Origin of the sequence: Desulfuromonas soudanensis, from assembly GCF_001278055.1 — a bacterium.
GTDB lineage: Bacteria > Desulfobacterota > Desulfuromonadia > Desulfuromonadales > WTL > Deferrimonas > Deferrimonas soudanensis.
Genome location: NZ_CP010802.1, coordinates 2736613 through 2760583 on the forward strand (window position 1 = coordinate 2736613; position 23971 = coordinate 2760583).

The window sequence follows — 23971 nt, forward strand, 5'->3', positions numbered from 1 at the left end:
TCCGGCAAGTCTAACAGAGTCTGCCTTGGGTGTCGTTCCTAATTGTCCCGGAGAGGACGGGGGGACCGGCATTTCCTCAGGGCTCGGCAGAAAAAGCGGAAAAAAAGACCTTTACCCGCAGCCTGGGATCAAGCAGCGGATAAAGGTCTTACAAAGGGTGATTTACCGTATCGATCGGCCGGTAGCTTATCCCCCGTAGGAATGGAGCCCCGAGAGAACCAGGTTGACCCCGAGGTAGCAGAAGATGGTGGCGGCAAAACCGGCGATGGACAGGTAGGCCGCCCGGCGGCCGACCCACCCCCGGGTGAAGCGGGCATGGAGGAAGGCGGCGTAGATGAACCAGACGATGAGGCTCCAGGTCTCCTTGGGGTCCCAGCTCCAGTAGGTGCCCCAGGCATAGTTGGCCCAGGCGGCGCCGGTGACGATCCCCAGGGTCAACAGGGGAAAGCCGATCATGATCGCCTTGTAGTTGATGTCGTCGAGAATGCGGCTGTCGGGGAAGAGAGCCCGAATCCCCGACGGCTTTTGCCCGTCTTTGCCGGCCACGAGCAGATACATGATGGAGGCGCCGCAGGCGACGGCGAAACCGGCATAGCCGAGGAAGCAGGTGATGACGTGGTAGGTCAGCCAGTTGCTCTGCAGAGCCGGTACCAGAGGCTCGATGGCGTCGTTGAGTCCGAACTGGGCCCAGACCATCCCGAAGAAGGCGAAGGGGAGGACAAAGGCTCCGAGGGCGCGCTGCCGGTAGCGGAGGTCGATGAGGAGGTAGAAGAGGAGGATCGACCAGGCGAAAAAGACGATGGACTCGTAGAGGTTGGAGAGGGGGGCCTGGTCGAACCCCAGGGCCCGGGCCTCCATCCAGCGCGCCAGAATCGCGCCGCTGTTGGCGGCAAACCCCGCCCAGGCGATGAGGGTCGCAATCAGCCCGACCCTGGGGGAGCGGATGACGAGATAGGAGAGAAAGAGAATCATCGCCGCAAAATAGGCGATGGTGGTGATATTAAAGAGCTGGGAACTGGTCATGGAATACGATCTCCTTGGACGGCGGTTTGAATCAGGCGTCGAGTTCTTTCCCGAGATCCTGGGACAACTCGTCAAAAAAGAGGGCGAAGGCCGGCTGATTGCGATGGGCATTCCCCCCCAGCCGGATGATGGAGCCCTTTCCTCCCTCCTCCACCGTCACCCAGATCCGACGGTGCGAATAGGAGAAGGCGGCGATGGAGCCTGCGATCATCAGCAGGCAGCCGAGCCAGACCACCCAGACGCCGGGATCCTTTTTCACCTGGAGGCCGGTGTACTCCTTTTTTGCATAATCAAGGAGCGTGAAGGCGTAGGTTCCGCCCCGCTTTTCGTCAAAACCGGCAAAGTTCTGCAGAACGATAAAGGGATTGCCGTGCCGGCCATCGGGGGTATTGACATGCATCTGGATCGCCGGCCCGAAGCGCTCATAGGATTCGGCATAGCCGGTGACGGCAAAAGAGCCCCCGTCCGGCAGCGGGACATGCTCTCCTTCACGGGCGGAAACCTCCAGGGTTTCGCCGGTCTCCCGGACCTTGACCCGCATCTTGAGGGTGGCGTTCCCCGCCGGACCGTAACTCGACTGATAAAAAGTGATCCCCTTGTAGCTGAGGGGATCGTTGACGACGATCTTGCGGTCTGAAATCACCTCCCGACCGCCATCAACGACATCGAGAATGCTCATGAACTCCCGCGGCCGGTTGGTGCCGTCGTAGTAGGTCACGGCGAAATCGTCGCAGCGCAGGGAAAACCCGAGCAGGAGCGGCTCCTTCATCCCCTGCACCCAGACCTTGTCCGTGGAGGTCCCCTCCTCGATATTGACGTAGGCCTTGAATCCCCAGATGTTGCCGATGATGGCGCCGGCAAAGACCACCAGGATGGAGAGGTGGGTCACATAGACGCCGAACCGGGACCAGGCCCCCTTCTCGGCATAGAGGTGGGTTTTGCCGTCCTGTTCGGTGATTGTCGCCGGCGCGAAGCGGCGACCGAGGGTCGCCGTCAGACGCCGGAGGGCCTCCCGGGGAGGGAGGGGGCTGCGCAGTTCGGCGCCATTGGCCAGCGACTTGTAGTGCCCGTCGTCGGGGACCAGCAGCGGCACGGTCACGGTCTTCCAGACCCGGGGAAAACGCTTGATCGAGCAGGCGGTCAGGTTGAGGGAGATGACGGTGAGGAGGCCGAGGAACCACCAGGACTGGTACATGCTGAAGAACTGCAGGGTCTCGAAGAGATCGTAGAGGTTCTTTCCGTAGAGCTCCAGGTACTCCTGCTGGGAGCGGTTCTGCTGAATCACCGTCCCGATGATCGAGGTCAAAGCCAGCAGAATCAGGGTGACAATGGTCAGTTTCAGGGAACAGAAAAAATCCCAGATGACCTGGAAAAAAGTCGGTTGTTTTGAATTCAAAACGTTTTAGCTCCTGTCATTATTCAAAAGTGGACGAAGAAACGGCCTCTCCCCGGTGAAGCTGAGGCTCGGGGAGGGAATAAACGCTCAAGGGGGGTCAGGGGTGGGTTAATTGAGCAGAACGACCGTGCGAAGGTGAAGCAGTGCCGGGGAAGGAGCGGCCGGGGTTTGCAGCGGAGAAGACTCAAGGCGAAGGTCGGCGGGGGGGAAGGAACGGAAAAGAACCGGCGGGGCGAGGGCGAGACTCGGAGCGCCGAGGGTGCGCCCGGTGCGAAGGCGCGACTTGAGAATCGGCGGAGCCAGCGGAAGGTCGATGCAGGGACCGCAGCCTCTTTCCCGAAGAACGTCCGTCTCCCCGGCGTGCGATACGGACCCTTCCTCGCCGGGACAGCAGGTCAGAGACGCCAGAGGCGGCAGCCCCTCCTGCCCCGCGTGAAGACACCAGACGGCACCGAAAGCACTGCTGAAACCGGTCAGGAGATAGACGAGGAGGGAGAACCAGATCAGTCTGTTTGTCAGAAATGCTTTAAAGCTCAAGGCCGTCTTCCTCGGGAAGGGTACCGGTAGATACTAAGCCAGACCCAAGGTTTTTTGCAACAGCAATCGCGGCGCCGTTTCAGCCCATACTCCCCAGACTCGCCAGAGCCATCACCCTCCTCAGATCGACCCCCGCCCGATCGCCGGAAACCATCAGCGCCGCCCCTCCGACCGGCGCAAAACCGGCGGCGGCCAGCAGGGATCGCAGGGGCGAGGAGGCCAGGAGGTCGCAGGCGATCTCCACTTCGGGGTCGGCCGCCGCCAGCAGGGCCGACAGAACCTGGCGATTTTCCCGGGGACAGCAGGTCGCCGAGTACCAGGGGCCGAGCACCTGCAAATCCCTTCCCCCCTGGAGAAGGGCCACCGTCTCCTTGCAGGCAAAGGGCTGCCCGGAGGCGGTCAGGGCCCCGAGGAGGAGAAGTCGCCTCTCCCCCCAGGCCCGGCGGTCGGCGGCCGAAAGCGCCTCGGTGGCGCCATGGATCGCGGCCGGGACTGATGGCTTCCGGGCGCGGGGAGGAGAGATCCAGCGCTCGATGCCGTCGACGGCGACAAATCCGTGGCGCTCGTAAAGGGGGCGCCCCAGCTCCGAGGCGGTCAGCCAGAGGGACCTGGCCCCCCTCTCCTCCAGCGCCGCCAGGGCGTGGGCGAAAAGCCGCTCGCCATACCCCCGGCGCCGCGCAGCCGGAGCGACGATCAGGTTGCCGATCCAGCCGTTCCTGCCGTGGCAAACGGCGCTGACGAAGCCGCAGGCGGCTCCCTGCTGCCGCAGCACCGAGACGCAGGGGGCAAGGACTCCGGTCAGAAGCGCCTCTTCGACCGGCGGCACCCGCCACCCTTCGTCCTTAGCCAGAACGAGAAAGTCCGGCCAATCCCCCTCCACTGCAACCGCGATCTCCATCAGGCGACCCGCGGCAGGGAGCGGCAGAGGGCTAGCAGCTCGCCGTCGTTGAGGGGACGCTTGTTGCGCTGGGAGATCCCCCGCACCCGCTCCAGCAGGTCCACGGCTTCCAGGCGGTCGACTTCAATCCCCAGTTCGCCGAGGCGGTGGATGAGCCCCTGGCTCCCCGAATGCTTGCCGAGCACCAGATGACGGTGGAGACCGACCTCGCCGGGATCGAACCCTTCGTAGTTGAGGGGATTTTTCAGCACGCCGTCGGTGTGGAGCCCCGACTCGTGGGAGAAGACCTTTTCGCCGACCACCGCCTTCCAGTCGGGGACCGGCCGGCAGCTCGCCTGGCCCACATAGCGGGAGAGTTCGACGAAGCGCCGGGTGTCGATGCCGGTCTCGACCCCGCAGGCGTGACGGAGGGCCATCACCACCTCCTCGAGGGGGGCGTTGCCGGCCCGCTCGCCGAGGCCGTTGACCGTGGTGTTGACAAAGGTCGCCCCGGCGCGCAGCCCGGCGAGGGCGTTGGCCGTCGCCATCCCCAGGTCGTTGTGGGTGTGGACCTCGATGTCGAGATCGACCTTCGAGCGCAGAAACTTGATGTTGTCGTACATGGTGAAGGGGTCGAGAACGCCGAGGGTGTCGCAGTAACGGAAACGGTCGGCCCCCATGTCCCGGGCGACGCTCATGAGCTCGGCGAGAAAGTCGAGATCGGCGCGGCTGGCGTCCTCGCCGCCGACGGAGACGTAGAGGCCGTTTGCCTTGGCGAAGCCGAGGGCCACCCTGAGCTGCTCCATCACCCAGGCCCGATCCTTCCGCAGCTTGTGAACGATATGCTGGTCGGAAACCGAGAGGGAAATGTCCACCGCCTTCACACCGGAATCGATGGAGGCCTGGATGTCGGAGATCAGGGCCCGGTTCCAGGTGATCAGCCGGGCGTTGAGGCCGAGATCGACCAGGGCCCGGACGCTCGCCTGCTCATCGGGCCCCATGGCCGGGATGCCGCACTCCAGCTCGCCGACGCCGATCTCGTCGAGCATGGAGGCGATGCGGATTTTCTCCGCGAGGGAAAAGACGACCCCGGCGGTCTGCTCGCCGTCCCGCAGCGTCGTGTCGTCGATGATGATCCGTCGCCCTGCCATGGTCTCCATGCCGACCTCCCCATAAAAAAAGCCCCGGGATCCAGGGATCCCGGGGCTGCGCTGCCCGTTAACCGGCATCCTTGCCGGTGTATTATTTAAGTGACTCGTCTTTCAATTAGCACGGGGCATGCCAAAGGGAGAATCGGGCTGAACCCGGGGGTGACGGCCGGCAGCCCTCACAGACTGCCGCAAAATCAGGCAGTCTTGAACGCTTTGGTAGCAGGAAAAGGCTTCCGGAGGGCGGAAACGGCGAGAAAATTTCCCAGAATCCGCCGCGCCAGTTCCCGGTGTTCTTTTTCGCCGGCGGCAAACCTCTCGGCAAAAAGACCCTCCGGGTCGACAGTAGCGCTCCAGGCAGCGACGGTGGCGCGGTCGACTTCGGGATGGAACTGCACTCCCCAGGTGTTGCGATAGCGAAAGGCCTGCCCCGGGCAGATCTCCGAGACGGCGAGATGAGCGGCTCCGGGAGGGACGGAGAAGGAGTCATTGTGCCACTGGAAGGCATAAAAGGACGGAGGAAGTCCGGCGAAGAGGGGATCGTCCGCCACGGTCTTTACCCGCTGCAAACCCTTCTCCCCCCGGCAGCCGCTGTGGACTTCGCCCCCCAGGGCATGAGCCAGAAGCTGGCCGCCGAGACAGATGCCGAGAAGGGGCGTGCCGATGTCGGCGGCGTCCCGAATCAAGCCGCTCAACGGTTCGAGAAAAGGAAAATCCTCCCTGTCATGCACTCCCATGGTGCCGCCGAGAACGATGACCGCGGAGGTCTCGGAAGAGTCAGGCATCGGATCGCCGGCAAAGAGGCGCAGCACCCGATGAGCAATCCCCCACTCCATGAGGAGAGTGCCGAAAAAGGCCGGCGGAACCCGGGGATCGTTCTGGATGACGAGCAGCATGGTTCCTCCTGACTAGGAGCCTAGAAAAGCGGCCGGAAGGCCGAGGCCTTGATCACGGCGTAGATCTTCGTCCCGGGGCCAATCCCCATCTCCTCGGCGGCGCGGGCCACCACCGTGGCGATCAGCGTCTGGCCCCCGCAGTCGAGCTCGACGGCCACCCGGTTCTCCATGGCGGAGACGGACACCACCGTGCAGTGCAGGAGATTGCGGGCGCTGATCGCCTCGGGATGCCCCTTGAAGAGCATGATGTCCTTGGAGGAGAGTTCGAAGGTCGTCTCTCCCCGCCTTCCGGCCCACATGAGGAGCCGGCAGTCGCCGAAGGCGTAGCCGTAGAGATCGTCGACGGCCTGGGGAGGAGAGAGGCGCAGCAGGTTGATGTAGCCGGCCCGCGTCCACCCCATGCGCTGCCGCGCCAGCTCTTCCGGGGTCATCTGCCCGGTGACCTCGCCGCGGTGGAGAACCACCACCTCCTCGCTCATCAGGCGCATTTCGTTGAGCGAATGGGAGATGAGGAGGCTCGGCACCCGGAACTCTTCGCTGATCGCCGTCAGATAAGGGATGATCTGGTACTTGAGGGCCTCGTCGAGGGCCGAGAGGGGCTCATCCATCACCAGCAGGCGCGGACTGGCCAGGAGCGCCCGCCCGAGGGCGACCCGCTGCCGCTCGCCGCCGGAGAGGGCCTGGATGCGGCGACCGAGGAGGGCGCCGAGATCGAGGACGGCAATCAGCGCCGCGGGATCGACCTTGCGCAGTGCCGGCGGTGTGCGCCGGTAGCCGTAGAGGAGGTTGCGCTCGACGTCCATATGGGGGAAGAGGTGGGCGTTCTGAAAGACCACGGCGATGCGCCGCCGCTCCGGGAGGAGGGAGATCCGCCGCTCCGAGGAGTAGAGCACTTCGCCGTCGAGCTCGATGTGGCCGCCGTCGGGGGGGATGAGCCCGGCGATCATGTGCGCCAGGGTCGACTTGCCGCTCCCCGAGCGGCCGAAGATCCCGACCCGGTCGGTCTCCGTGGCGAAGGCGGCATCAAAGGTGAAATCACCGAGCTTCTTGCGCAGGGAGATGTCGAGCCTCATGGCTCCCTCCGCGCGAAGCGACTCAGGAGCCCCTCGCTGAACAGGAGGACGGCAAAGGAGAGGACGATGGAAACGGCACAGAGAGCCAGAGCCATGGAATCGCCGCCGGGGGTGTTGGTGTAGTCGTAGATCGCCAGGGGGATGGTCTGGGTCATTCCGGGGATGTTGCCGGCGATGACGATGGTGGCGCCGAACTCGCCGAGGCTGCGGGCGAACATCAGGGTCGCCCCGGCGAGGACCGAGCGCCCCGAGAGGGGGATGATGACGGTGAAGAGGGTGTCGTACCAGCGCGCGCCGAGGGTGCGCGACGCCTGGAGGAGTTTCGGGTCGATCCCTTCGAGGCCGAGGCGTATGGAGCGCACCAGGAGGGGAAAGCCGACAATCATCGAAGCGAGGACCGCCGCCTTCCAGGTGAAGATGATGCGGATGTCCCAGCTCTTGAGCAACCCGCCGAGCCACCCCCGCTCGCCGAGGAGAAGGAGGAGGAGGTAGCCGACCACCACCGGCGGCAGCACCAGGGGGAGATTGACCACCCCGTCGATGACCACCTTGGCCCGCAGGCGGCAGAAGACCAGGAGGCAGGCCACGGCATAGCCGAAGGGGAGCGACAGCACCGTCGCGGCGATGGCGACCTTGGCCGACAGCCAGATGGCCTGATAATCTGCGGGGGTCAACTCGAGCATGAAATCCTTCCTGAAATCTGAACCCGCCTCGCGCCCGCTCGCAGGGCTCGCTCAAGCCGCAAAGACGCCAGGAAAATCAAGGCTTTCGGTTTTCTTAGCGTCTTTGCGACTTTGCGTGCCATGGTCTTTGCCTTGTTCCTAGTTCACTTTGAAGCCGTGTTTTTCCAGCACCGCCATCGCCTCGTCCCCTTTGAGATAGACAAAAAAGGCCTGGGCTTCGGGGTTTTTGGCCCCGAGGGCGGTCAACGCCATGGGATAGGTGACTTGCGGATAGAGTGCCTTCGGAACGACGAAGCGGATCGTCGCATGAGGGGCCAGCAGGGCGTCGGTGCGATAGACGAAGGCGCCGTCCACCTCGCCGCGGTCGGCATACATCAGGGCCTGACGCACGTCCTTGGCGAAGACCAGAGCGCCGGCGGCGGCCAGGTTCTCGTAGAGCCCCGCCGTCTCCAGCGCCTGGCGGGCGTACTCTCCGGCGGGGACGCTGTTGGGGGAGCCGATGGCGATGCGCTGCAGATGGGCCGTTTCGGCCAGCGAAGAGACGGCGGTCTCCTTCCGGGCGACGAACACCAGCGCGTTGTGGGTCAGGACCCCGATCGTCTCCGGTGCCAGGAGTCCGCGCTCGCGGAGATATTCGATCCAGCGCGGGTTGGCGGAGACGAAGAGATCGGCGGGGGCGCCGGCGTCGACCTGGCGAGCCAGGGTCCCCGAACCGGCGTAATTCTCCACAAAATCAACCCCGGGGTGCTTCTGCCTATACTGGGAGGAGATCTCCTTCATGGCGTTGTTGAGACTGGCGGCGGCAAAGATCCTGACCTCGCCGGCCAGGGCGGGAGCGCTCCAGCACAGCAGCAGGGTCAAGAATACGGTCAACTTTCCGGCCATGGGCGTCCACCTCCGTTGAATTCAAGCATAGGGAGAATAGCATATATCGGGCCAAATCCCTGCGCTTTTTCCTCCCCCCCTTCCCCCCCGGGATATCGCCCCCGGCAAAGGGGAGGTCCCGGTCGCCTCTCCGGATTCTGCCCATATATTAAACAGACAGCGGTCAATAAAAGACCTCCCCGGAGGAGGCGCTCCCCTCCCGATACCTTCGGGCGGGATTCGATCCTCGGCCAAAGGGGCGTGATTCAGGAGACTTCGGCTGGGAGATTGCCTGCGACGCGGCGTCTCCGGAAGGGTCTGGCGAGACTCTTGCAAATACGATGGGACAGGAAGGACACCCTCCCCCTGTTTCATTCCCCTCCCAACGACGTGACGGGGCTGATTTCACTCTGGAGAACCGTTCAGAAAGGATCAGACCTTGGCCGACAAACCGAAAATCCGCGAACTCCTCGACGAGAGCGCCTGCGCCCACAACAAGAGCAAGCAGAGCCCCTGCAACGCTCCGACCCCGGGGGCGACCAGCGGCGGCTGCGCCTTCGAGGGGGCGCAGATCTCCCTCTTCCCCTACGCCGACGCCGCCCATCTCGTCCACGGTCCCATCACCTGCCTCGGCGCCTCCTGGGAAACCCGCGCCACCAAAACCAGCTACCCCGGCCGGGATCTCACCCAAATGGGCTTCACCACCGACATTTCGACCAGCGACGTCGTCTTCGGCGGAGAAAAAAAGCTCCTCTCCGCCATCGACTACATCATGGCTCATTACACACCCGAAGCGGTCTTCGTCTACGCCACCTGCGTCACGGCGCTTATCGGCGACGACATCGACGCCGTCTGCCGGCACGCCGCGGAAAAATACGGAGTGCCGATGGTTCCGGTGCATGCCCCGGGCTTCGTCGGCAGCAAGAACCTCGGCAGCCGCATCGGCGGCGAGGCCGCCCTGGCCCATCTGATCGGCACCAAAGAGCCGGAAACGACCACCCCCTTCGACATCAACCTCATCGGCGAGTACAACGTCACCGGCGACCTCTGGCAGTACTCTCCCCTCCTCGGGGAACTGGGGATCCGCATCCTCTCGACCCTCTCCGGCGACGGCCGGATCAAGGAGATCCGCACCGCCCACCGGGCCAGACTCAACGTCATCGTCTGCGCCAAATCCCTGATCTCCCTGACCCGCAAGATGGAGGAGCGCTACGGCATCCCGACGATTTCCCTCTCCTTCTACGGCAAGCGCGACACCTCGGCGGGCCTTTTGGCCATCGCCGAAGCCCTGGGAGACGAAGGCCTCATCGAGCGCACCAAAGCGCTCATCGCCCGGGAGGAGGCCCGGCTCGACGGAAAACTGCAACCGTACCGGGAGCTCTTCAAGGGGAAGAAGGCGGTCCTCAACACCGGCGGCAACAAGACCTGGTCCATCGCCTCGGCCCTGCAGGATCTCGGGATCGAGGTGGTGGCCACCGCGGTGAAGAAGGCCACCGAGGCCGACCGCCAGAAGGCCCGGGAAACCCTGGGGGAGGCCGGGGTATTGATGATGAACCCCGGCGCCGAACAGGCCAAAATCATCGACGACACCGGGGCGCATCTCCTGCTGGCCGGAGGGCGCTCCCTCTACACGGCCATCAAGAAGGGGATCGCCTTTGCCGACGTCAACCAGGAAAAAAAGAAAAGCTACGGCGGCTACGACGGCCTGCTCAACCTCGCCGAAGATCTGAAAAACGCCCTGGAAAATCCGGTCTTCGAAAATGTCGCCAGGAGGGCCCCATGGGAGAAGTGAGCCATCGATCGATCAAGCCGCTGCAGGTCAACCCCATCAAGCTCTCGGAGCCGATGGGGGCGACCCTGGCCTTTCTCGGGGTGGACGGCTGCATGCCGCTGATGCACGGCGCCCTGGGATGCACCTCCTTCGCCAAGGTCTACTACACCCGGCATTTTGCCGAACCGATCGCCATCCAGACCACCGCGGTCACCGACGTCACGGCAATCCTCGACGGCGGCGACTACAGCATCGTGGAGGCGGTGAAGAACATCACCAGAAAGGTCACGCCGAGCCTCATCGGCCTGCATACCACCGGCCTCACCGAAACCAAGGGGGATGACATCCGCCAGGTCGCCTCCCAAATCGACTTCCCCCTGGTCTGGGTCAACACCCCCGACTACGAAGGGGGGCTGGAGAGCGGCTGGGGGAAGGCGACCCGGGCGATGATCGAGCAGCTCGTGGAGCCGACGGAGGCCATCGACGACAGCAAGGTCCTTCTCCTCCCCCACGTCTCCCTGACGCCCATCGAAGTGGAGAAAATCAAGGAGTTCATCGCCTCCTTCGGCTACGAGGTCCTGGCCCTCCCCGACCTCTCCACCTCACTCGACGGCCACCTTGGAGAGAAGCAGGCGGCCCTCTCCAGCGGCGGCATCCGCGTCGAGGAAATCCGCGGCCTGGCCGAGGCCGGAATGGTGATCAGCGTCGGCGACTCCATGCTCCCCAGCGCGGCGGCGCTGCAGAAAAAAAACCCCTTTCTTCGCCATCACCACTTTCCCCACCTGCAGGGGTTGGCGGCGACCGACGCCCTGGTGGAACTCCTCCTGCAGGAAACGGGGCTCAGCCGGCCGCACCCGGCCATCGTCCGCTGGCGGGCACGCCTGCAGGACGCCCTGCTCGACAGCCATTTCTCTCTCGGCCAGACCCGAATCCTCGTCGCCGGAGAACCGGACCAGATTGCCGGGCTCTGCGCCTCCCTGCACGAAGCGGGGGGACGGGTCGCCGTCGCCATCAGCACCGTCGACTCGCCGCAGCTGGAGAGGATCCCGGCGGCCAGGGTCCTGGTCGGCGATCTGGAGGATGCCGAGGCGCTGTGCGGCGCCTGCGACCTCCTCGTCACCAACGGTCACGGCGAGGCTCTGGCCCACCGCTGTTGCAAGGCTCTGGTACTGCGCGGCTTTCCCAACTGGGAGGAGGTCGGCAACCAGCTGAAGAACGACGTCCTCTACGAGGGGGGGGCCTATTTCCTCTTCGAGTGCGCCAATGCGGCAACGGCAGCGCGGGAAGGCCACGTCGGATCCGACCGGTCGGATCAAAAAAAAGAAGAGTAAAGATGACCTACTACACGGACAGCATTCGAAAATACGCCGCCGATGACCGCTACGCCGGCACCCTCCCGGACGCCGACGGCACCGGCGAGGTCGGACTCGGCGCCGAAGAGGCGGGGAGGCGACTGGCGGTGCGTTTCGCGCTGCGCCTTGCCGACGGCGCGGTGGCGGCCATCCGCTTCCAGGTCTTCGGCTGCGGCTTCACCATCGCCGCCTGCGCCGCGGCGGCCGAACTGGCCGAGGGGCGCCTCCTCGAGGAAGCCGCAGCCATCACGGCGCAGCGGATCGAAGCACAGCTGCAGGGACTCCCCGAGGAGCGCTCCTATTGCGCCGAGTTGGCCGTCGCGGCCCTGCAGGCCGCCCTGGAGAGCGCCCGGGGGGGTTCTGCCGTGCAGAGCGGTCGCCTCGGAGCCGGCGAAGAGGACCACCATCCCCTGATCACCCCCGAGGATCCGGTCTACCGCGCCCTGATGGAGAGCCCCGCCCCCCGGGGAGTCGCCTCGGAAGACCGCCGCCTCTTCGCCTCCCTCCTCGCCGTCGCCGCCCGGGAGGCGGCCAATCCCGCCGACGCCCTGGGGCTCAGCAGCGACGATCTCGCCGAACTGCGCGCCGTCTATTTCCCGGCGGCGCCCCCCTCCTCTCCGTCCACAAAGAGAACCGCGGAGCCCCCGCCGGCGATCAACGATGAGGTTCGGAAACTCCTCCTCACCCATGTCCCCAAAGACCAGAAGGGGACTCCGGTCCCTTCCTCCCAGTGGCTGGCGCAATGCCTCGCCGCCCGCGCCGCTCGCCCCGGCCATCTCTGGATCGCCATGGGACTCTTCGAGCGCCCGCAGCTCACCGCCGCCATCGCCCGCCACCTCCCCTCCCTGGCCGCAGCCAACGACAAGGGGATGCGCTGGAAGCGCTACCTCTTCAGGGAAATCTGCAACCGCAGCGGCGGCCTGTCGTGCCAATCCCCCACCTGCGGTGCCTGCAGCGACTACGCGCTCTGTTTTGCTCCGGAGGAGTGAAAAGCCTTCACCACAGAGGCACAGAGACACTGAGAAAATCTAAAAATCAAGAGTTCCAACTCTGTGTCTCTGTGCCTCTGTGGTCAATATCTGAATATTTTCCTGATTACGCCAGCCCAAGCAGAAGCTTGCCAAAGGATGGGACCATGCACTCGACCGGCACCGACCGCTACCTCACCTACAAAAACATCGACTGCGCAGGGAATTCAAAAAAGCTCCTGGCGCTGCTGCGCCGGCACATCGACGACCCGACGAAGAGCAACGCCTTCTGGCAACAATTCAGGGAGAAACTTGACCGGGTCGGCCATCCGCAGGAGAATAAGGGGCGCGTCATCGACGAGCTCTTTCTGATCCACACCTACATCAACAATCTCTACGAAATTTTCGAGGAATACGACGACACCGAAGCCCTCGCCCTGCTCGAAGCCATCGAGCGGGAATGCTGCTGACCGTCCCACCCAATACAGGAGCCGACCCATGACGGAACTCGACCAGGCACTGGATAAATTCATCCGGGACGACAAGGAACAGGCCCAATATTACGATCTGATCCTCAACACAAATTTCTACATTCCCACCCTCGAAGACGAAACCGCAGCCGGCAAGACGACAGTGATAGAAAACGACACCATCAACCCGATCGTCCTCGAAGCCGAGGGGAAGTCCTATCTGATGCTCTTCGACAGCGAGGAGCGTCTCAGCGCCTGGGCGAAAAGCGCCGTCGCCTATGTGGTCCTCCCCGGGCATGCCATTGCAGCGATGACTCCCCCCGACCTGCACTGGGCGGTGAACGTCGGAACGAGTTTCTCCAAGGAATTCGTCCCCGAGGAGATCGGCTGGCTCAAGGAGATTGTGGAAAAACACAACGCGGAAGAGGACGAGCAGAAATAAGCCGAATTCAGGGTTGCCGGGAGCCGAGGTAGATCGCCGTCAGTATCAGGCCGATCCCCAGCACTTCATGGCCACTGGTGGGACGGCCGAAGATGAGGACGTCCCAGGCGAAGGAAAGGGCCGGCTGCAGCAGAAGAACGAGGGAGGCGAGGGTCGGCGGCGTATGGCGCAGCGCCGTGGAGATCAGCGACCAGCCGAGGGTGGTGCTGAGCACGCCGACGGCGATGAGGGACAGAAGCGAAGCGGTATCGGGAATGGCAAAGGACGCGCCGGAAGCCGCGGTCGCAATCCCCATAAATACCGTGCAGACGAGGGAGATGACGAGCATCGCCGAGACGCCGCTCACCGCCGGATGCTGCATCCCCGCCCGGATGAAGAGGATGTAGGCCGAATAGCAGAGGGCGGTGGCCAGGCCGAGAAGGAGACCGAGGCGGTATCCGGCATCCAGGGCCGCCAGGTCGACTCCGGTGATGAGGAGGAGGCCGCCGAGGGCCAGGGCGAGGGCGACGAGGAAGAGGGGGGAGAGCTTCTGCTTCAGGATGAGCCAGGAAAAAAGAGCGGTGAAGAAGACCTGGAAATTCCCCAGGAGCGTCGAGAGGCCGGGGCCGACGAGGTGGATGCTGCGGTGCCAGCACATGAAGTCGACGCCGAGGGCGAGTCCGCCCAGGATCAGGACGAGAAGGGCTTTTCGGGGGATCTTCAGGGAGACCCGGGCGACCGCCACCCAGAGGAGGAGCGACGCCGCGGAAAAGAACATGCGGTAAAAGCCGGCGGCGTCGGGGCCGACGGCGGCCAGCTTGATGAAGATCGGCGAGAAGCTGATGCAGATCGAACCGGCAAGGAGCTGCAGAAGGGCCCGGCGGGTCGAGATGCAGGAGTCGGGATCAGCGCTGGAGGTCATGGGGTCCTGAAGGGAAAAACAGGGGTCGCTCCCCCTTGCAAGGGGAAACGACCCCTGTTTTAATCATTTGCCGGGAAGGGTGATGCAGAGACACTCGGCCTCGGCAAAGACCGTTTCCCCTAGGCAGATCCGGCCGTGGACCATGACCTTGCGCCCGGCGGCGGAGATGACGGTACTCTCCACGGTGACCACCTCTTCGAGGGGGAGCAGGTTGCGGAAGCTGATATTGAGGTTGCCGACCACCACCCGATGCCCCGCCGCCCAGGCGGCCAGGCCGAGAACTTCGTCGAGAACGGCGGCCATGGCGCCGCCGTGGGAATGCCCCGGAGGCCCCTCGGTTTCCGGGCCGAACCAGATCCGCGCCCGCAGCTGCTGCTCGGCGTCCCGATAGTAGCGCACCCGGTAGCGGTTGCCATCCGGCTCCCCGGAAACAAAACGGAGCGAAGCCCCGACCAGCGCCGGCGCATCGAAAGCCACCCACCCCTCGTCACCGCTCAGATCGACCGGCCCACACACATCCACCAACACCTTTTTTTTCACCACCCTCACCTATCCTCCCCGGGTCGCCCCATCGGCGGCCGAACGTTTTAATGATTCCCTGCAAGCGGCGTTGATATTAGAGGGATTCCTTCCGGATTTCAACCCTTCGCTGGGACGGCCGCCAGGAACCGTTTCCCTGTTGCGAAGATTGGGAGCAGCACCCGGCAGGATTTAATGGGGAACGAAATGAAGAAGGGAGGGGTCGCCCCCTCCCTTCTTCCCTATGCTACAAGCGATATCGAACGCCTACATGAACTCGGCACGGCGGTTCTGCGCCCAGGCGCCCTCGCCCTGGCCAACGACGGCCGGCCGTTCTTCTCCATAGCTGATCGTGACGAGCCGTTCGCCGACGACACCGAGAGTCGTCAGGTATTTTTTAACGGCCTCGGAGCGCTTTTCGCCGAGGGCCAGGTTGTACTCATCCGAACCGCGCTCGTCGCAGTGCCCCTCGATGGTCAGCTTGACAGTCGGGTTCTGGAGCAGCCATTCGGCATTGCGCGCGAGAATTTCCCTGGACTGCGGCGTCAGGGAGAAGGAGTCGTATTCGAAAAAAATATTTTCCAGCTTTAAAACGGGTACCGCCGGCGCCGCCGGTTCTCCCATCGGCGCTTCGGCGACGAGGGACGTCTCGGCCGGAGGCAATTGCGTCGCCCCGGGAAGGGGTTTTTTGCTGCAGGCGCTGAGAGTAAGAAGAAGTACGAGGACAATCAGGAGCGAAAAACAGGTATTTTTCTTCATGGAATATCCCTTTACGGTTGATTTCGAGAGGCGACCGGCCCTTCCCTGACGGATGCATCCGGGTACCCTTGCGGCGGGGGGACGGCCGGCGGAGAGACCGTGGAGGTCCCGGTGGCAGCAGCCGGATTTGGAGAAAATCAGGCGACTCCTTCCGGAGGGATAAAGATGTCGAGGTAAACTTCGGGGAAGGTGACGCTGGGGAGGAGGCGGACGTCTTCGGTGATCAGGGGAAAGTAGTCGGCCAGCACCGGCGGATCGGTGAAAAACCCATCGGAGACGAAGCGCTTCACTTTAAAACTGGAGGTTTTGGCCTTGGTCACATCGGCGCTGATATGGGCGGTTTTGAAAATGACGTCCTGAATCGGTTGGACAAATGCCTCCTGACCGAGACTGCCGAGACGGGCGGTCAGCAGCGCCAGGATGAGGGCGAAAGCGAGGATTCGGGAGTTGGGAATCAAACGGCGCATGGGTCCTGACTGACGTTGGAAAGCAAGATGAAACGCAGAATAAGAGCATCCGGATTGCTTGTCAACATTATTAGCAACATACTGAATATACTGCAAAAATTGTCACAAAAAGGCGTCCTGCGCCGGCCCGACCAAAAAAGCGTTGATCAGACGAAGACGGGCCGGAGATATCCCCGGCCCGTCCCTTCTTCCTTCTTCCTTCTTCCTTCTTCCTTCTTCCTTCTTCCTTCTTCCTTCTTCCTTCTTCCTTCTTCCTTCTCAGCCGACGCTCACCCCTTCAGCCATCAGCTTCGAGAGCGCCTTGGCAAAAGCCACCGGGTCCCGCGGCATGTCCCCCTCGAGGAGGAGGGCCTGGTCGAAGAGGAGGCCGACGTACCCCTTGAGCTTCTCGCTCTTGCTGTCGGCGGCAAAAAGCTCCTTCATGCGGGCGATGAGCTGGTGGTCGGGGTTGACCTCCAGCACGCGCTGCCCCTTGGGGAGCTCCTGCCCCATGGCCTGGAACATCTTGACCATCTTCGGGTCGAGGTCGTGCTCGCCGGCCACCAGGCAGACGGCCGAATCCTTGAGACGGCCGGAGATGCGCACTTCGGCCACCTGGTCCTTGAGCTCCTCCTTCATCAGTTCGAGGAGATCGCCGAACTCCTTCTTCTTCTCCTCCTTGTTTTCCGCGCCGAGGTCGAGGTCCCCCTTGATCGCCGACTGGAACTCCTTCTCCTTGTAGGCGCCGAGACCGGAGATGATGATGTCGTCGATGTCGTCAGTCATGATCAGGACCTCGATGTCCTTCTCCTTGAAGACCTCGAGATAGGGGGACGACTCGGTGCTGGCGCGGTCGACACCGGTGATGTAGTAAATCTCCTTCTGGTCCTCGGGCATACGCTCGATGTACTCGGCGAGGGTCGTCTTCTTGCCGGCTTCGGTCTTGGTCGACTCGAAGAGGAGAAGGTCGGCGATCGTCTCGCGGCGCTCGAAGTCGTGATGGATCCCCTCCTTGAGGATGCGGCCGAACTCCCCGTAGAATTTGCCGTAGGCCTCGGCGTCCTCCTTCTTCATGTCGGCCAGGGTATCGAGAATCTTCTTCGTCAGGCTCTTCTTGATTACCGTGACGACCTTGTTGTCCTGCAGGACCTCGCGGCTGACGTTGAGCGGAAGGTCCGACGATTCCACCACCCCCTTGACGAAGCGCAGGTAGGGCGGAAGCATCGCCTCGCAGTGGTCCATGATCTGCACCCGGCGCACGTAGAGGGTCGGACCGATCTTGTAGTCCTGGGTGTAGATGTCGAAGGGGCGGGCCGAGGGGAGATAGAGGAGGGCCGAAAACTCGGTGGTTCCTTCGGCGCGGTAGTGAATCGTCCGGGCCGGATTGGTGAAATCGTGGGAGACGTGCTTGTAGAATTCGTTGTATTCCTCGGCAGTGATCTCGGCCTTGTCCTTGAGCCAGATCGCCTTGCGCGAGTTGAAGGTCTCCTCCTTGGTCTCGGAGATCGTCTTCTCCTTGTCCTCGGGATCGGGCTTGGAGCGGGTCACGTCCATCACCACCGGGTACTCGATGAAGTCCGAGTACTGCTTGACGATCTTGCGCAGCTGCCACTCTTCGAGGCACTCCTTCGAGTCCTCCTTGAGATGAAGGATGACGTCGGTCCCCTTGCTCGCCTTCTCCGTGTCATCGAGGGTATAGGTGCCGTCGGCGTCGGACTCCCAGACCACGGCGTGAGCGGGGTCGGCCCCGGCCTTGCGGGTGACGACCCGGACCCTGTCGGCGACCATGAAGGCCGCGTAGAAGCCGACTCCGAACTGGCCGATGAGTTCCGGGTTATCGGTCACCTTGCGGCTCTCGAGAAGGTTCATGAACTCTTTGGTCCCCGAGTGGGCGATGGTGCCGAGCGCCTCGACCGCCTCGTCACGGGTCATGCCGATGCCGTTATCGCGCACCGTCAGCGTGCCGGCCTCCTTGTCGACGATGAGCTGGATCTTCCACTCCTCGCCCCCTTCGGCGAGGGACGCATCGGTGAGGGCCTCGTAGCGGGCCTTGTCGATGGCGTCCGAGGCGTTGGAAATCAGTTCGCGCAGGAAGATTTCCTTGTGGGAATAGAGCGAATGGATCATCAGGTCGAGGATCTTGTTCACCTCGGCTTTGAAGACATGCTTGTTGGCGGTCATGGATCAGGTACCTCCTGTAAGGATGATGAGCAATGGGAGAGAAGATAAGCACCCGGGACGAAGATGTCAACCCCGGCTCCTCCCTTAACATGGCCGAAGGGGTGTCGGATAGGTTTACATTCCCGGCCTCCCCCTCGGCACAACGCCCCTTGCCCATAAAAAGTTCTTATAATTCAGCACATTAGGATTAACTCCGGATGAGGCACGTAATTTGCTCATTATCGCCTGTAGCGACTGCGGCATCCGAACTGAACGGACAAAGGGGGGAAAATCATGAAAACTTCGTCGGCGAAAGCAACTCGTATGAGCAGAGGGGGAGAAAGGCCTGTCATAAAGGGCAAATTATTGATTCTTTTTGCAGGAGCGGCCCTGGCTCTCTTTCTTTCCCCTCCCGAGGCAACGGCGACGGCCTATCTGGGTACGGCGCAGGACTTCGCCGTTCTGGGCGCCTCAACGGTGACCAACACCGGTTCGACAACCATCTACGGAAGTGTCGGCGTTTATCCAGGCAGCGCGATCACAGGCTTTCCTCCGGCCGTCGTGACCGGGGGTTCGATACACACAACGGACGGGGTGGCCCAGCAGGCGCAGAACGATGCCCTCACGGCCTACACGACCCTGGCGGCCCTGCCGTTCACGAACAATTTAACGGGCCAGGACCTGGGCGGGCTCACCCTCACCCCGGGAGTCTATTCTTTCGACACCTCGGCTCAGTTGACAGGAAGTCTCACTCTCGATTTTCTCGGCGACCCCAATGCCGACTTCATTTTTCAGATAGGAACGGCGCTGACCACCGCAAGCGTCTCTTCGGTTGATGTACTCAACGGAGGAGCATTTAACGGCATTTACTGGCTGATGGGCGTTACCGGCGGGTCCGGTACCGGGTCGGCGACTCTCGGTACCAGCACGACGTTTGCCGGCAACCTTATCGCCCTCGACAGCATCACCCTGACGACCACCGCGGACATTCTCTGCGGTCGAGCCATCGCACTCAATGGTGCCGTGACAATGGATAGCAATCGAATCTCCAACAACAACACCGCCGAAGATTTCGGCACCGGTCGAAGCGATTTTGGCAGCATCGGCTTCAGCGGCGGAACCGGCGACACCGGGGGCAACGGCGGTGAGCCGGCTCCGGTCCCGGAACCTTCGACCCTCCTCCTCCTTGGCGCCGGGATGGCGGGATTGGTGGTCTTCAGAAAACGTTTCAACAAAAAAGCCTGATTGGTCGAACCATAATATAATTTACCACTACTGTCCGGTTAATAGCCGAATAAATTCAGCTGGTTATAATCTTGGGTGTCTGGAATCTGCTTGAGCGCTTCCGCAACCAACGATGAAATGGGCTTTTTCTCGAACAGATTGACCTCCAGGATCTGCAAAAAAGTGTAGAGAGTACATTTGATGCTAAGCTGCCTTTTAGCGATCGCCACAAGTAGATATATGCAAAGAGCTACCCATATCTGGCTCTTGACCGCATTGATAGAAGTCCCGTAGAACGCTTTTATTCGTAGATGCTGTTTGATCCACTTGAAGAATAGCTCCACTTGCCAGCGCTGTTTATAGATGTCTGCAACCGTTGTGGCTCCAATTTCAAAGTGGTTGGTGAGGAATACAAGCCGCTTGTTTCGCTCTTTATCAACATAACTGACCCGGCGCAATCTCTCCGGGTAACCCTTTTTCGATTTCTGGGTGACCAAGGCAATCACTTGGTCGGCTCGGACGCCGGCCTCCTTGTCCTTGGGCAAAGAGTACAACCGCTGGTAGCGTAGGTTGTCCTTGGCCCGCACCACGAAGAAGGCGCCCTGTCGGTGAATGGCATAGAGCCGGGCAAAATCTACGTAGCCGCGGTCCATCGTGTAGATGGCCTCTTCGGTGACGGGCATTTCGTCAAGCATCTTGACGTCATGTACTTTGCCGGTTGTCACGGCCACAAACGTGGGGATGATGCCGCGCAAGTCAATGAGCGTGTGCATCTTGACCGCTGCCTTGGTCGTGCGAAACTCGGCCCACGGAAACAGGGTGAGGCAGAGGTCAATGGTCGTCGAGTCAAAGGCGAACAGTGGCTGCTTCAACTCGATGGCCAAGGGCTCATCCCGGTACAGCTGCTGTGCCATGCCGATCAGGACTTGGCCGAAATCCTGAAAAATGCGCCAATCCCGGCGCTCGTTGGCGTCGGCAAGGGTGGAGCGGGAGACAGCGCCACGAAATCCGATGTGGTAGAGCTTCTCCCGATGAGAGTTCAGGCACGTTTCGATATCCCTCAAGCTCTCGCGACCCGATAGCTGGGCATAAGCCAGGCACAGGAACTGGTCAAATGCAGTAAAGCTTTTGGCCCGGTACTCGCCGCGATACCGTCGGGCACAGAGGTTGAACTCGTGACGCGGGAGAAACTGAAGTAGCTGTCTGAAAACGGTCTGGCCAGCGTTCATGGATGCCCTCCTGAAGTGTCAGGAAGATATCACTCGCGGGCGGGGTGAAGCGATTTCAAATCGAGAAAAGAACAGTTGAGCCAAAGTACTATAATTTTCAGTAGGTTATCGACGTACATTCAAAGTTAACCGGACAGTAGTGATAATTTACAAAAGAAACATCAGCTCGTTGTGGATGACGAAAACGAACGTCTCCCCTGTCGCCGCCTGATGCGGAGAACGGGTTTGATTGAAGGGAAATTTTACAGTTTGCGGGAAGGAGAAACAGTCATGGAAAAATTGCACGGCATTTTAAAGTTCATGATCTGCGTCGGATTAATCACCGCTTTCCTGGGTTGTGCAGGGACCGATAAAAGAGAAAGCACCGGCGAGTATGTCGACGACTCGGTCATCACCACCAAGGTAAAAGCCGCCATCTTTGACGAGCCGTCGCTGAAACTCCTGCAGATCAATGTCGAAACGTTCAAGGGCGTGGTGCAGTTAAGCGGTTTTGTCGATTCGGCCAAGAGCATCCAAAAAGCCGGTGAGGTCGCCCGGGGCGTCAAGGGGGTCGTTTCAGTCAAAAATGATCTGGTCATAAAATGACCTCCTGACCCGCAACCCGCACCTCCGTCCGCTGCCGGCTCTTTCGGCCCTTTCAAGGGTGGTGGAGCCGACAGCAGGAAACAGCGCCACCTGTTTATTCAAGAGGAGGAAGCCTATGCTGTGGACTATTGTCGTCATCCTGATCGTACTGTGGTTGTTGGGACTGGTCAGCTCTTATACCATGGGCGGGCTGATCCATATCCTGCTCGTTATAGCCATAATCATAGTCCTGGTACGGATCATTCAAGGCCGGAAGATCATGTAGTGCGAAAAATGCTGCGATGGAAGAGGTGCATTTCCTTCTAATACGCACCGCTCAACAGGGGGAGTACGGGGTGCCAAATCCGGGGCCCAGTCTCCCCCTTAGTCGCACCCGGCATCACCCACCGTCTCCCTGAAATGCGCGCCCTGCCGACACCCATTCGACAGCTCTCCCGGACTTGAAAACCCCCCGTTTTGGGTTATGGTTGTGAACCCTTTATAATCGTGAGGAATCAAGTCCTCATTCATCCTGTCGAAAGGACGCCGAACCATGCCTGATTTTGCTCATCCCTTTGCCGGAAACCGCTGCGAACGCAAACTGACGAAAGACGAACTGATCCGCGCCATCCGCTACAATATCGCAGCGGAATACGAGGCGATCCAGCTTTACATGCAGCTGGCCGAATCGATCGACGACAAGCTGGCCAGGGAGGTTTTGACCGACGTGGCCAACGAGGAACGGCAGCACGTCGGTGAGTTCCTGCGTCTCTTGCACTACCTCGATCCCGAGGAGCAGACGTTTTACGACCAGGGGAAAAAGGAAGTGGAAGAGGAGATGGAGAAACTCGGCATTAAAAAATAGGTAACCATTCATTTTGTTTTGTGACTCAGTGGTAGTCTTGCATGTTTTCGATGGAATCAACCTAATTGGAGGACATATCGATGTTCCGCAAATTTCTTACAATGTTTTCCCTGATGTTGCTGATAACGAGCGTGGCCGGCGCCGACGACGACGGCCTTATGAAACGGGCCCAGGGGATGTTCAAACCGATCCCCCTGACTCCGCCGGCGATCGAGGGAGAGCCCGCCACCCCGGAAAAGGTCCGACTCGGCCACATGCTTTATTTCGAGCCGCGTCTTTCCAAGTCGCAGCTGATCAGCTGCCAGACCTGTCACAATGTGGGATTGGGAGGTGCGGATCTGCAGCAGGTCGCCACCGGCCACGGCTGGCAGAGAGGGCCGCGCAATTCCCCGACGACCTTCAACGCCGTCTTTAACGTCGCCCAGTTCTGGGACGGGCGGGCCAAGGATCTGGCGGAACAGGCCAAGGGACCGGTCCAGGCTTCGGTGGAGATGAACAACAATCCCGAGCAGGTGATTGTCACCCTCAAGAGCCTCCCCGCTTACGTGGATGCCTTCAAAAAGGCGTTCCCCGCAGAAAAGGATGCGGTGACCTTCGACAACGTCGCCCGGGCGATCGAGGTTTTCGAGGCGACGCTGATCACCCCGAATGCCCCCTTCGACCGCTTTCTCAAGGGAGACGCCGGCGCTCTAAATGCCGGCGAAAAAGAGGGACTGGCGGCATTCATGAACAAAGGGTGCGCCGGCTGCCATAATGGCATGAACGTCGGAGGTCTCGGCTATTTCCCCTTCGGTGTGGTGGAAAAACCCGAGGCCGATGTCCTCCCCCCCGGGGACCTCGGCCGCTACAAGGTGACCAATACCGCGGCCGACAAGTATGTTTTTCGTTCTCCGTCCCTGCGCAACGTGGCCATCACCCAGCCGTATTTTCATTCGGGGACGGTATGGCCCCTGCGCGATGCGGTTTCCATCATGGGCTCGGCGCAGCTCGGCATGGTCCTCTCCGAGGATGAGGTCGGCAGTATCACCGCCTTCCTGCAGACCCTGACGGGAGAGCAGCCGCAGATCGTTCATCCGGTTCTTCCCCCCAGCACCAGCCGGACGCCGAAACCGGTGCTCAATTAGACCCCCTGTTTTTTCCCGTTCCGGAAGCCTCCGCCCGAAGCGGGGGCTTCCCTTTTTTGTATACTATGGCCAGGGTGGCTAAATTATTAAATGCAGGAGCGCCTTTAGCCGCCACAAATCGCGGCTGAAGCCGCTCCTGCAGGATCGACAGCAAGAAAGCTGACCCCGAGAGGAGAATTTTATGCCGGATAAAACAGGTGACAAGGCGCGGGCCGTGGGGATCAACCACGTTGCCCTTGAGGTCGATGACGTCGATGCGGCCCTCGAATTTTACGGCCGCCTCTTCGAAATCAAGTTGCGCGGCCGTCATGACGGAATGGCCTTTATCGACCTGGGCGACCAGTTCATCAATCTCTCGCCGAGGCGCAGTCAGCAGCCCGATCAGGCACGGCACTTCGGACTCGTTGTCGACGACCGGGAAAAAGTGCGCCAGGCTCTCAAAGGGACGAAGGCGACGATCCTGCCGAGCCCCGGCCTCGATTTTCTCGACCCCTGGGGAAACCACGTCCAGGTGGTGCAATACCGGGACATCCAGTTCACCAAGACGACAGCCGTTTTACGGGGGATGGGACTGGACGATTTAAGCAAAACCCCGGAAGCACTGGCGGAACTCGCCGAAAAAGGGATGGGTTGAAAAGAAAAAGGCGCCCCTGCGGGCGCCTTTTTCTTTCAATACTCTC

The 23971-nt window shown here is 61.5% G+C and carries 26 protein-coding genes; 11 read left to right on the forward strand and 15 right to left on the reverse strand.

Annotated features, from left to right (window positions below; translation table 11 throughout):
* Nucleotides 1-186 precede the first annotated feature (186 nt).
* The 9 genes from ccsB to modA all read right to left on the reverse strand — a co-directional run bounded on the left by ccsB (nt 187) and on the right by modA (nt 8518).
* The gene (ccsB, locus tag DSOUD_RS12285; RefSeq protein ID WP_053551288.1) at nt 187-1023 is read right to left on the reverse strand and encodes a c-type cytochrome biogenesis protein CcsB; all 837 of its coding nucleotides are present in this window, start codon (nt 1021-1023) and stop codon (nt 187-189) included.
* A 31-nt stretch (nt 1024-1054) separates the two neighbouring features.
* Nucleotides 1055-2419, reverse strand: a complete 1365-nt coding sequence (gene resB / locus DSOUD_RS12290) for a cytochrome c biogenesis protein ResB (protein ID WP_053551289.1) — start codon at nt 2417-2419, stop codon at nt 1055-1057.
* Nucleotides 2420-2527: 108 nt separating this feature from the next.
* Nucleotides 2528-2956, reverse strand: coding sequence for a hypothetical protein (locus DSOUD_RS12295; RefSeq protein ID WP_053551290.1), 429 nt, complete (start codon nt 2954-2956; stop codon nt 2528-2530).
* Between the two features lie 79 nt (nt 2957-3035).
* Nucleotides 3036-3854, reverse strand: a complete 819-nt coding sequence (locus tag DSOUD_RS12300; protein ID WP_053551291.1) for a GNAT family N-acetyltransferase — start codon at nt 3852-3854, stop codon at nt 3036-3038.
* Complete coding sequence (nifV, locus tag DSOUD_RS12305; RefSeq protein ID WP_423739500.1) at nt 3854-4984, reverse strand: homocitrate synthase; 1131 nt, start codon at nt 4982-4984, stop codon at nt 3854-3856. The genes DSOUD_RS12300 and nifV overlap by 1 nt, the downstream gene beginning before the upstream one ends.
* Nucleotides 4985-5178: 194 nt before the next feature.
* Entirely contained in the window at nt 5179-5877 is a 699-nt protein-coding gene (locus DSOUD_RS12310; RefSeq protein ID WP_053551293.1) for a type 1 glutamine amidotransferase, read from the reverse strand.
* A gap of 20 nt (nt 5878-5897) precedes the next feature.
* Complete coding sequence (modC, locus tag DSOUD_RS12315) at nt 5898-6950, reverse strand: molybdenum ABC transporter ATP-binding protein (RefSeq protein WP_053551294.1); 1053 nt, start codon at nt 6948-6950, stop codon at nt 5898-5900.
* A complete protein-coding gene (modB, locus tag DSOUD_RS12320; RefSeq protein WP_053551295.1) occupies nt 6947-7633 on the reverse strand; it encodes a molybdate ABC transporter permease subunit in 687 nt (228 codons plus the stop codon). Before modB ends, modC begins: the two co-directional genes overlap by 4 nt.
* Nucleotides 7634-7771: 138 nt before the next feature.
* A complete protein-coding gene (modA, locus tag DSOUD_RS12325; protein ID WP_053551296.1) occupies nt 7772-8518 on the reverse strand; it encodes a molybdate ABC transporter substrate-binding protein in 747 nt (248 codons plus the stop codon).
* Between the two features lie 418 nt (nt 8519-8936).
* On the opposite strand from modA, the gene nifE reads away from it, so the two are divergent.
* The 5 genes from nifE (at nt 8937) to DSOUD_RS12350 (ending at nt 13500) form a co-directional block, all read left to right on the forward strand.
* On the forward strand, nt 8937-10289 hold the full coding sequence (gene nifE / locus DSOUD_RS12330) for a nitrogenase iron-molybdenum cofactor biosynthesis protein NifE (protein WP_053551297.1): 1353 nt from the start codon (nt 8937-8939) through the stop codon (nt 10287-10289).
* A complete protein-coding gene (gene nifN, locus DSOUD_RS12335) occupies nt 10277-11599 on the forward strand; it encodes a nitrogenase iron-molybdenum cofactor biosynthesis protein NifN (protein WP_053551298.1) in 1323 nt (440 codons plus the stop codon). Before nifE ends, nifN begins: the two co-directional genes overlap by 13 nt.
* A gap of 2 nt (nt 11600-11601) precedes the next feature.
* On the forward strand, nt 11602-12609 hold the full coding sequence (locus tag DSOUD_RS12340) for a nitrogen fixation protein NifQ (protein ID WP_053551299.1): 1008 nt from the start codon (nt 11602-11604) through the stop codon (nt 12607-12609).
* A gap of 146 nt (nt 12610-12755) precedes the next feature.
* Nucleotides 12756-13058, forward strand: coding sequence for a N(2)-fixation sustaining protein CowN (gene cowN, locus DSOUD_RS12345; protein ID WP_053551300.1), 303 nt, complete (start codon nt 12756-12758; stop codon nt 13056-13058).
* A gap of 28 nt (nt 13059-13086) precedes the next feature.
* The gene (locus tag DSOUD_RS12350; RefSeq protein ID WP_053551301.1) at nt 13087-13500 is read left to right on the forward strand and encodes an SseB family protein; all 414 of its coding nucleotides are present in this window, start codon (nt 13087-13089) and stop codon (nt 13498-13500) included.
* Between the two features lie 7 nt (nt 13501-13507).
* Here DSOUD_RS12350 and DSOUD_RS12355 read toward each other — a convergent pair whose 3' ends face one another.
* The 5 genes from DSOUD_RS12355 to htpG form a co-directional block, all read right to left on the reverse strand.
* Nucleotides 13508-14401, reverse strand: coding sequence for a DMT family transporter (locus tag DSOUD_RS12355; protein WP_053551302.1), 894 nt, complete (start codon nt 14399-14401; stop codon nt 13508-13510).
* Between the two features lie 63 nt (nt 14402-14464).
* The gene (locus DSOUD_RS12360) at nt 14465-14944 is read right to left on the reverse strand and encodes a PaaI family thioesterase (protein ID WP_198300310.1); all 480 of its coding nucleotides are present in this window, start codon (nt 14942-14944) and stop codon (nt 14465-14467) included.
* 243 nt (nt 14945-15187) lie between these two features.
* Nucleotides 15188-15679, reverse strand: a complete 492-nt coding sequence (pal, locus tag DSOUD_RS12365) for a peptidoglycan-associated lipoprotein Pal (protein WP_053551304.1) — start codon at nt 15677-15679, stop codon at nt 15188-15190.
* Between the two features lie 137 nt (nt 15680-15816).
* Complete coding sequence (locus tag DSOUD_RS12370) at nt 15817-16146, reverse strand: hypothetical protein (RefSeq protein ID WP_053551305.1); 330 nt, start codon at nt 16144-16146, stop codon at nt 15817-15819.
* 258 nt (nt 16147-16404) lie between these two features.
* The gene (htpG, locus tag DSOUD_RS12375; RefSeq protein ID WP_053551306.1) at nt 16405-18306 is read right to left on the reverse strand and encodes a molecular chaperone HtpG; all 1902 of its coding nucleotides are present in this window, start codon (nt 18304-18306) and stop codon (nt 16405-16407) included.
* Between the two features lie 345 nt (nt 18307-18651).
* Between htpG and DSOUD_RS12380 the strand changes: the two genes are divergently transcribed.
* A complete protein-coding gene (locus DSOUD_RS12380) occupies nt 18652-19530 on the forward strand; it encodes a DUF3494 domain-containing protein (protein ID WP_053551307.1) in 879 nt (292 codons plus the stop codon).
* Between the two features lie 38 nt (nt 19531-19568).
* On the opposite strand, the gene DSOUD_RS12385 is transcribed toward DSOUD_RS12380, so the two are convergent.
* Complete coding sequence (locus DSOUD_RS12385; RefSeq protein WP_053549677.1) at nt 19569-20738, reverse strand: IS4 family transposase; 1170 nt, start codon at nt 20736-20738, stop codon at nt 19569-19571.
* A 270-nt stretch (nt 20739-21008) separates the two neighbouring features.
* Between DSOUD_RS12385 and DSOUD_RS12390 the strand changes: the two genes are divergently transcribed.
* The 5 genes from DSOUD_RS12390 (at nt 21009) to DSOUD_RS12405 (ending at nt 23925) form a co-directional block, all read left to right on the forward strand.
* A complete protein-coding gene (locus tag DSOUD_RS12390; protein WP_053551308.1) occupies nt 21009-21323 on the forward strand; it encodes a BON domain-containing protein in 315 nt (104 codons plus the stop codon).
* Between the two features lie 115 nt (nt 21324-21438).
* A complete protein-coding gene (locus DSOUD_RS18530) occupies nt 21439-21588 on the forward strand; it encodes a lmo0937 family membrane protein (protein WP_157671864.1) in 150 nt (49 codons plus the stop codon).
* Between the two features lie 267 nt (nt 21589-21855).
* Nucleotides 21856-22167, forward strand: a complete 312-nt coding sequence (locus tag DSOUD_RS12395) for a ferritin family protein (protein WP_053551309.1) — start codon at nt 21856-21858, stop codon at nt 22165-22167.
* A gap of 80 nt (nt 22168-22247) precedes the next feature.
* Nucleotides 22248-23291 carry a cytochrome-c peroxidase gene (locus tag DSOUD_RS12400; RefSeq protein WP_053551310.1) on the forward strand — a complete coding sequence of 348 codons (1044 nt, stop codon included), beginning with the start codon at nt 22248-22250 and terminating at the stop codon, nt 23289-23291.
* Between the two features lie 181 nt (nt 23292-23472).
* Nucleotides 23473-23925, forward strand: coding sequence for a VOC family protein (locus DSOUD_RS12405; RefSeq protein WP_053551311.1), 453 nt, complete (start codon nt 23473-23475; stop codon nt 23923-23925).
* Nucleotides 23926-23971: the final 46 nt, after the last annotated feature.

Bases quoted from the DNA above. Each gene is read 5' to 3' on its own strand.
- modA (WP_053551296.1), bottom strand. From the start codon at position 8,518: ATGGCCGGAAAGTTGACCGTATTCTTGACCCTGCTGCTGTGCTGGAGC.
- DSOUD_RS12355 (WP_053551302.1), bottom strand. From the start codon at position 14,401: ATGACCTCCAGCGCTGATCCCGACTCCTGCATCTCGACCCGCCGGGCC.
- DSOUD_RS12350 (WP_053551301.1), top strand. From the start codon at position 13,087: ATGACGGAACTCGACCAGGCACTGGATAAATTCATCCGGGACGACAAG.
- modB (WP_053551295.1), bottom strand. From the start codon at position 7,633: ATGCTCGAGTTGACCCCCGCAGATTATCAGGCCATCTGGCTGTCGGCC.
- htpG (WP_053551306.1), bottom strand. From the start codon at position 18,306: ATGACCGCCAACAAGCATGTCTTCAAAGCCGAGGTGAACAAGATCCTC.
- DSOUD_RS12400 (WP_053551310.1), top strand. From the start codon at position 22,248: ATGTTCCGCAAATTTCTTACAATGTTTTCCCTGATGTTGCTGATAACG.
- DSOUD_RS12390 (WP_053551308.1), top strand. From the start codon at position 21,009: ATGGAAAAATTGCACGGCATTTTAAAGTTCATGATCTGCGTCGGATTA.
- DSOUD_RS12405 (WP_053551311.1), top strand. From the start codon at position 23,473: ATGCCGGATAAAACAGGTGACAAGGCGCGGGCCGTGGGGATCAACCAC.
- DSOUD_RS12310 (WP_053551293.1), bottom strand. From the start codon at position 5,877: ATGCTGCTCGTCATCCAGAACGATCCCCGGGTTCCGCCGGCCTTTTTC.
- DSOUD_RS12385 (WP_053549677.1), bottom strand. From the start codon at position 20,738: ATGAACGCTGGCCAGACCGTTTTCAGACAGCTACTTCAGTTTCTCCCG.
- nifV (WP_423739500.1), bottom strand. From the start codon at position 4,984: ATGGCAGGGCGACGGATCATCATCGACGACACGACGCTGCGGGACGGC.
- pal (WP_053551304.1), bottom strand. From the start codon at position 15,679: ATGAAGAAAAATACCTGTTTTTCGCTCCTGATTGTCCTCGTACTTCTT.
- DSOUD_RS12340 (WP_053551299.1), top strand. From the start codon at position 11,602: ATGACCTACTACACGGACAGCATTCGAAAATACGCCGCCGATGACCGC.
- cowN (WP_053551300.1), top strand. From the start codon at position 12,756: ATGCACTCGACCGGCACCGACCGCTACCTCACCTACAAAAACATCGAC.
- DSOUD_RS12300 (WP_053551291.1), bottom strand. From the start codon at position 3,854: ATGGAGATCGCGGTTGCAGTGGAGGGGGATTGGCCGGACTTTCTCGTT.
- DSOUD_RS12395 (WP_053551309.1), top strand. From the start codon at position 21,856: ATGCCTGATTTTGCTCATCCCTTTGCCGGAAACCGCTGCGAACGCAAA.
- DSOUD_RS18530 (WP_157671864.1), top strand. From the start codon at position 21,439: ATGCTGTGGACTATTGTCGTCATCCTGATCGTACTGTGGTTGTTGGGA.
- ccsB (WP_053551288.1), bottom strand. From the start codon at position 1,023: ATGACCAGTTCCCAGCTCTTTAATATCACCACCATCGCCTATTTTGCG.
- DSOUD_RS12370 (WP_053551305.1), bottom strand. From the start codon at position 16,146: ATGCGCCGTTTGATTCCCAACTCCCGAATCCTCGCTTTCGCCCTCATC.
- modC (WP_053551294.1), bottom strand. From the start codon at position 6,950: ATGAGGCTCGACATCTCCCTGCGCAAGAAGCTCGGTGATTTCACCTTT.
- nifN (WP_053551298.1), top strand. From the start codon at position 10,277: ATGGGAGAAGTGAGCCATCGATCGATCAAGCCGCTGCAGGTCAACCCC.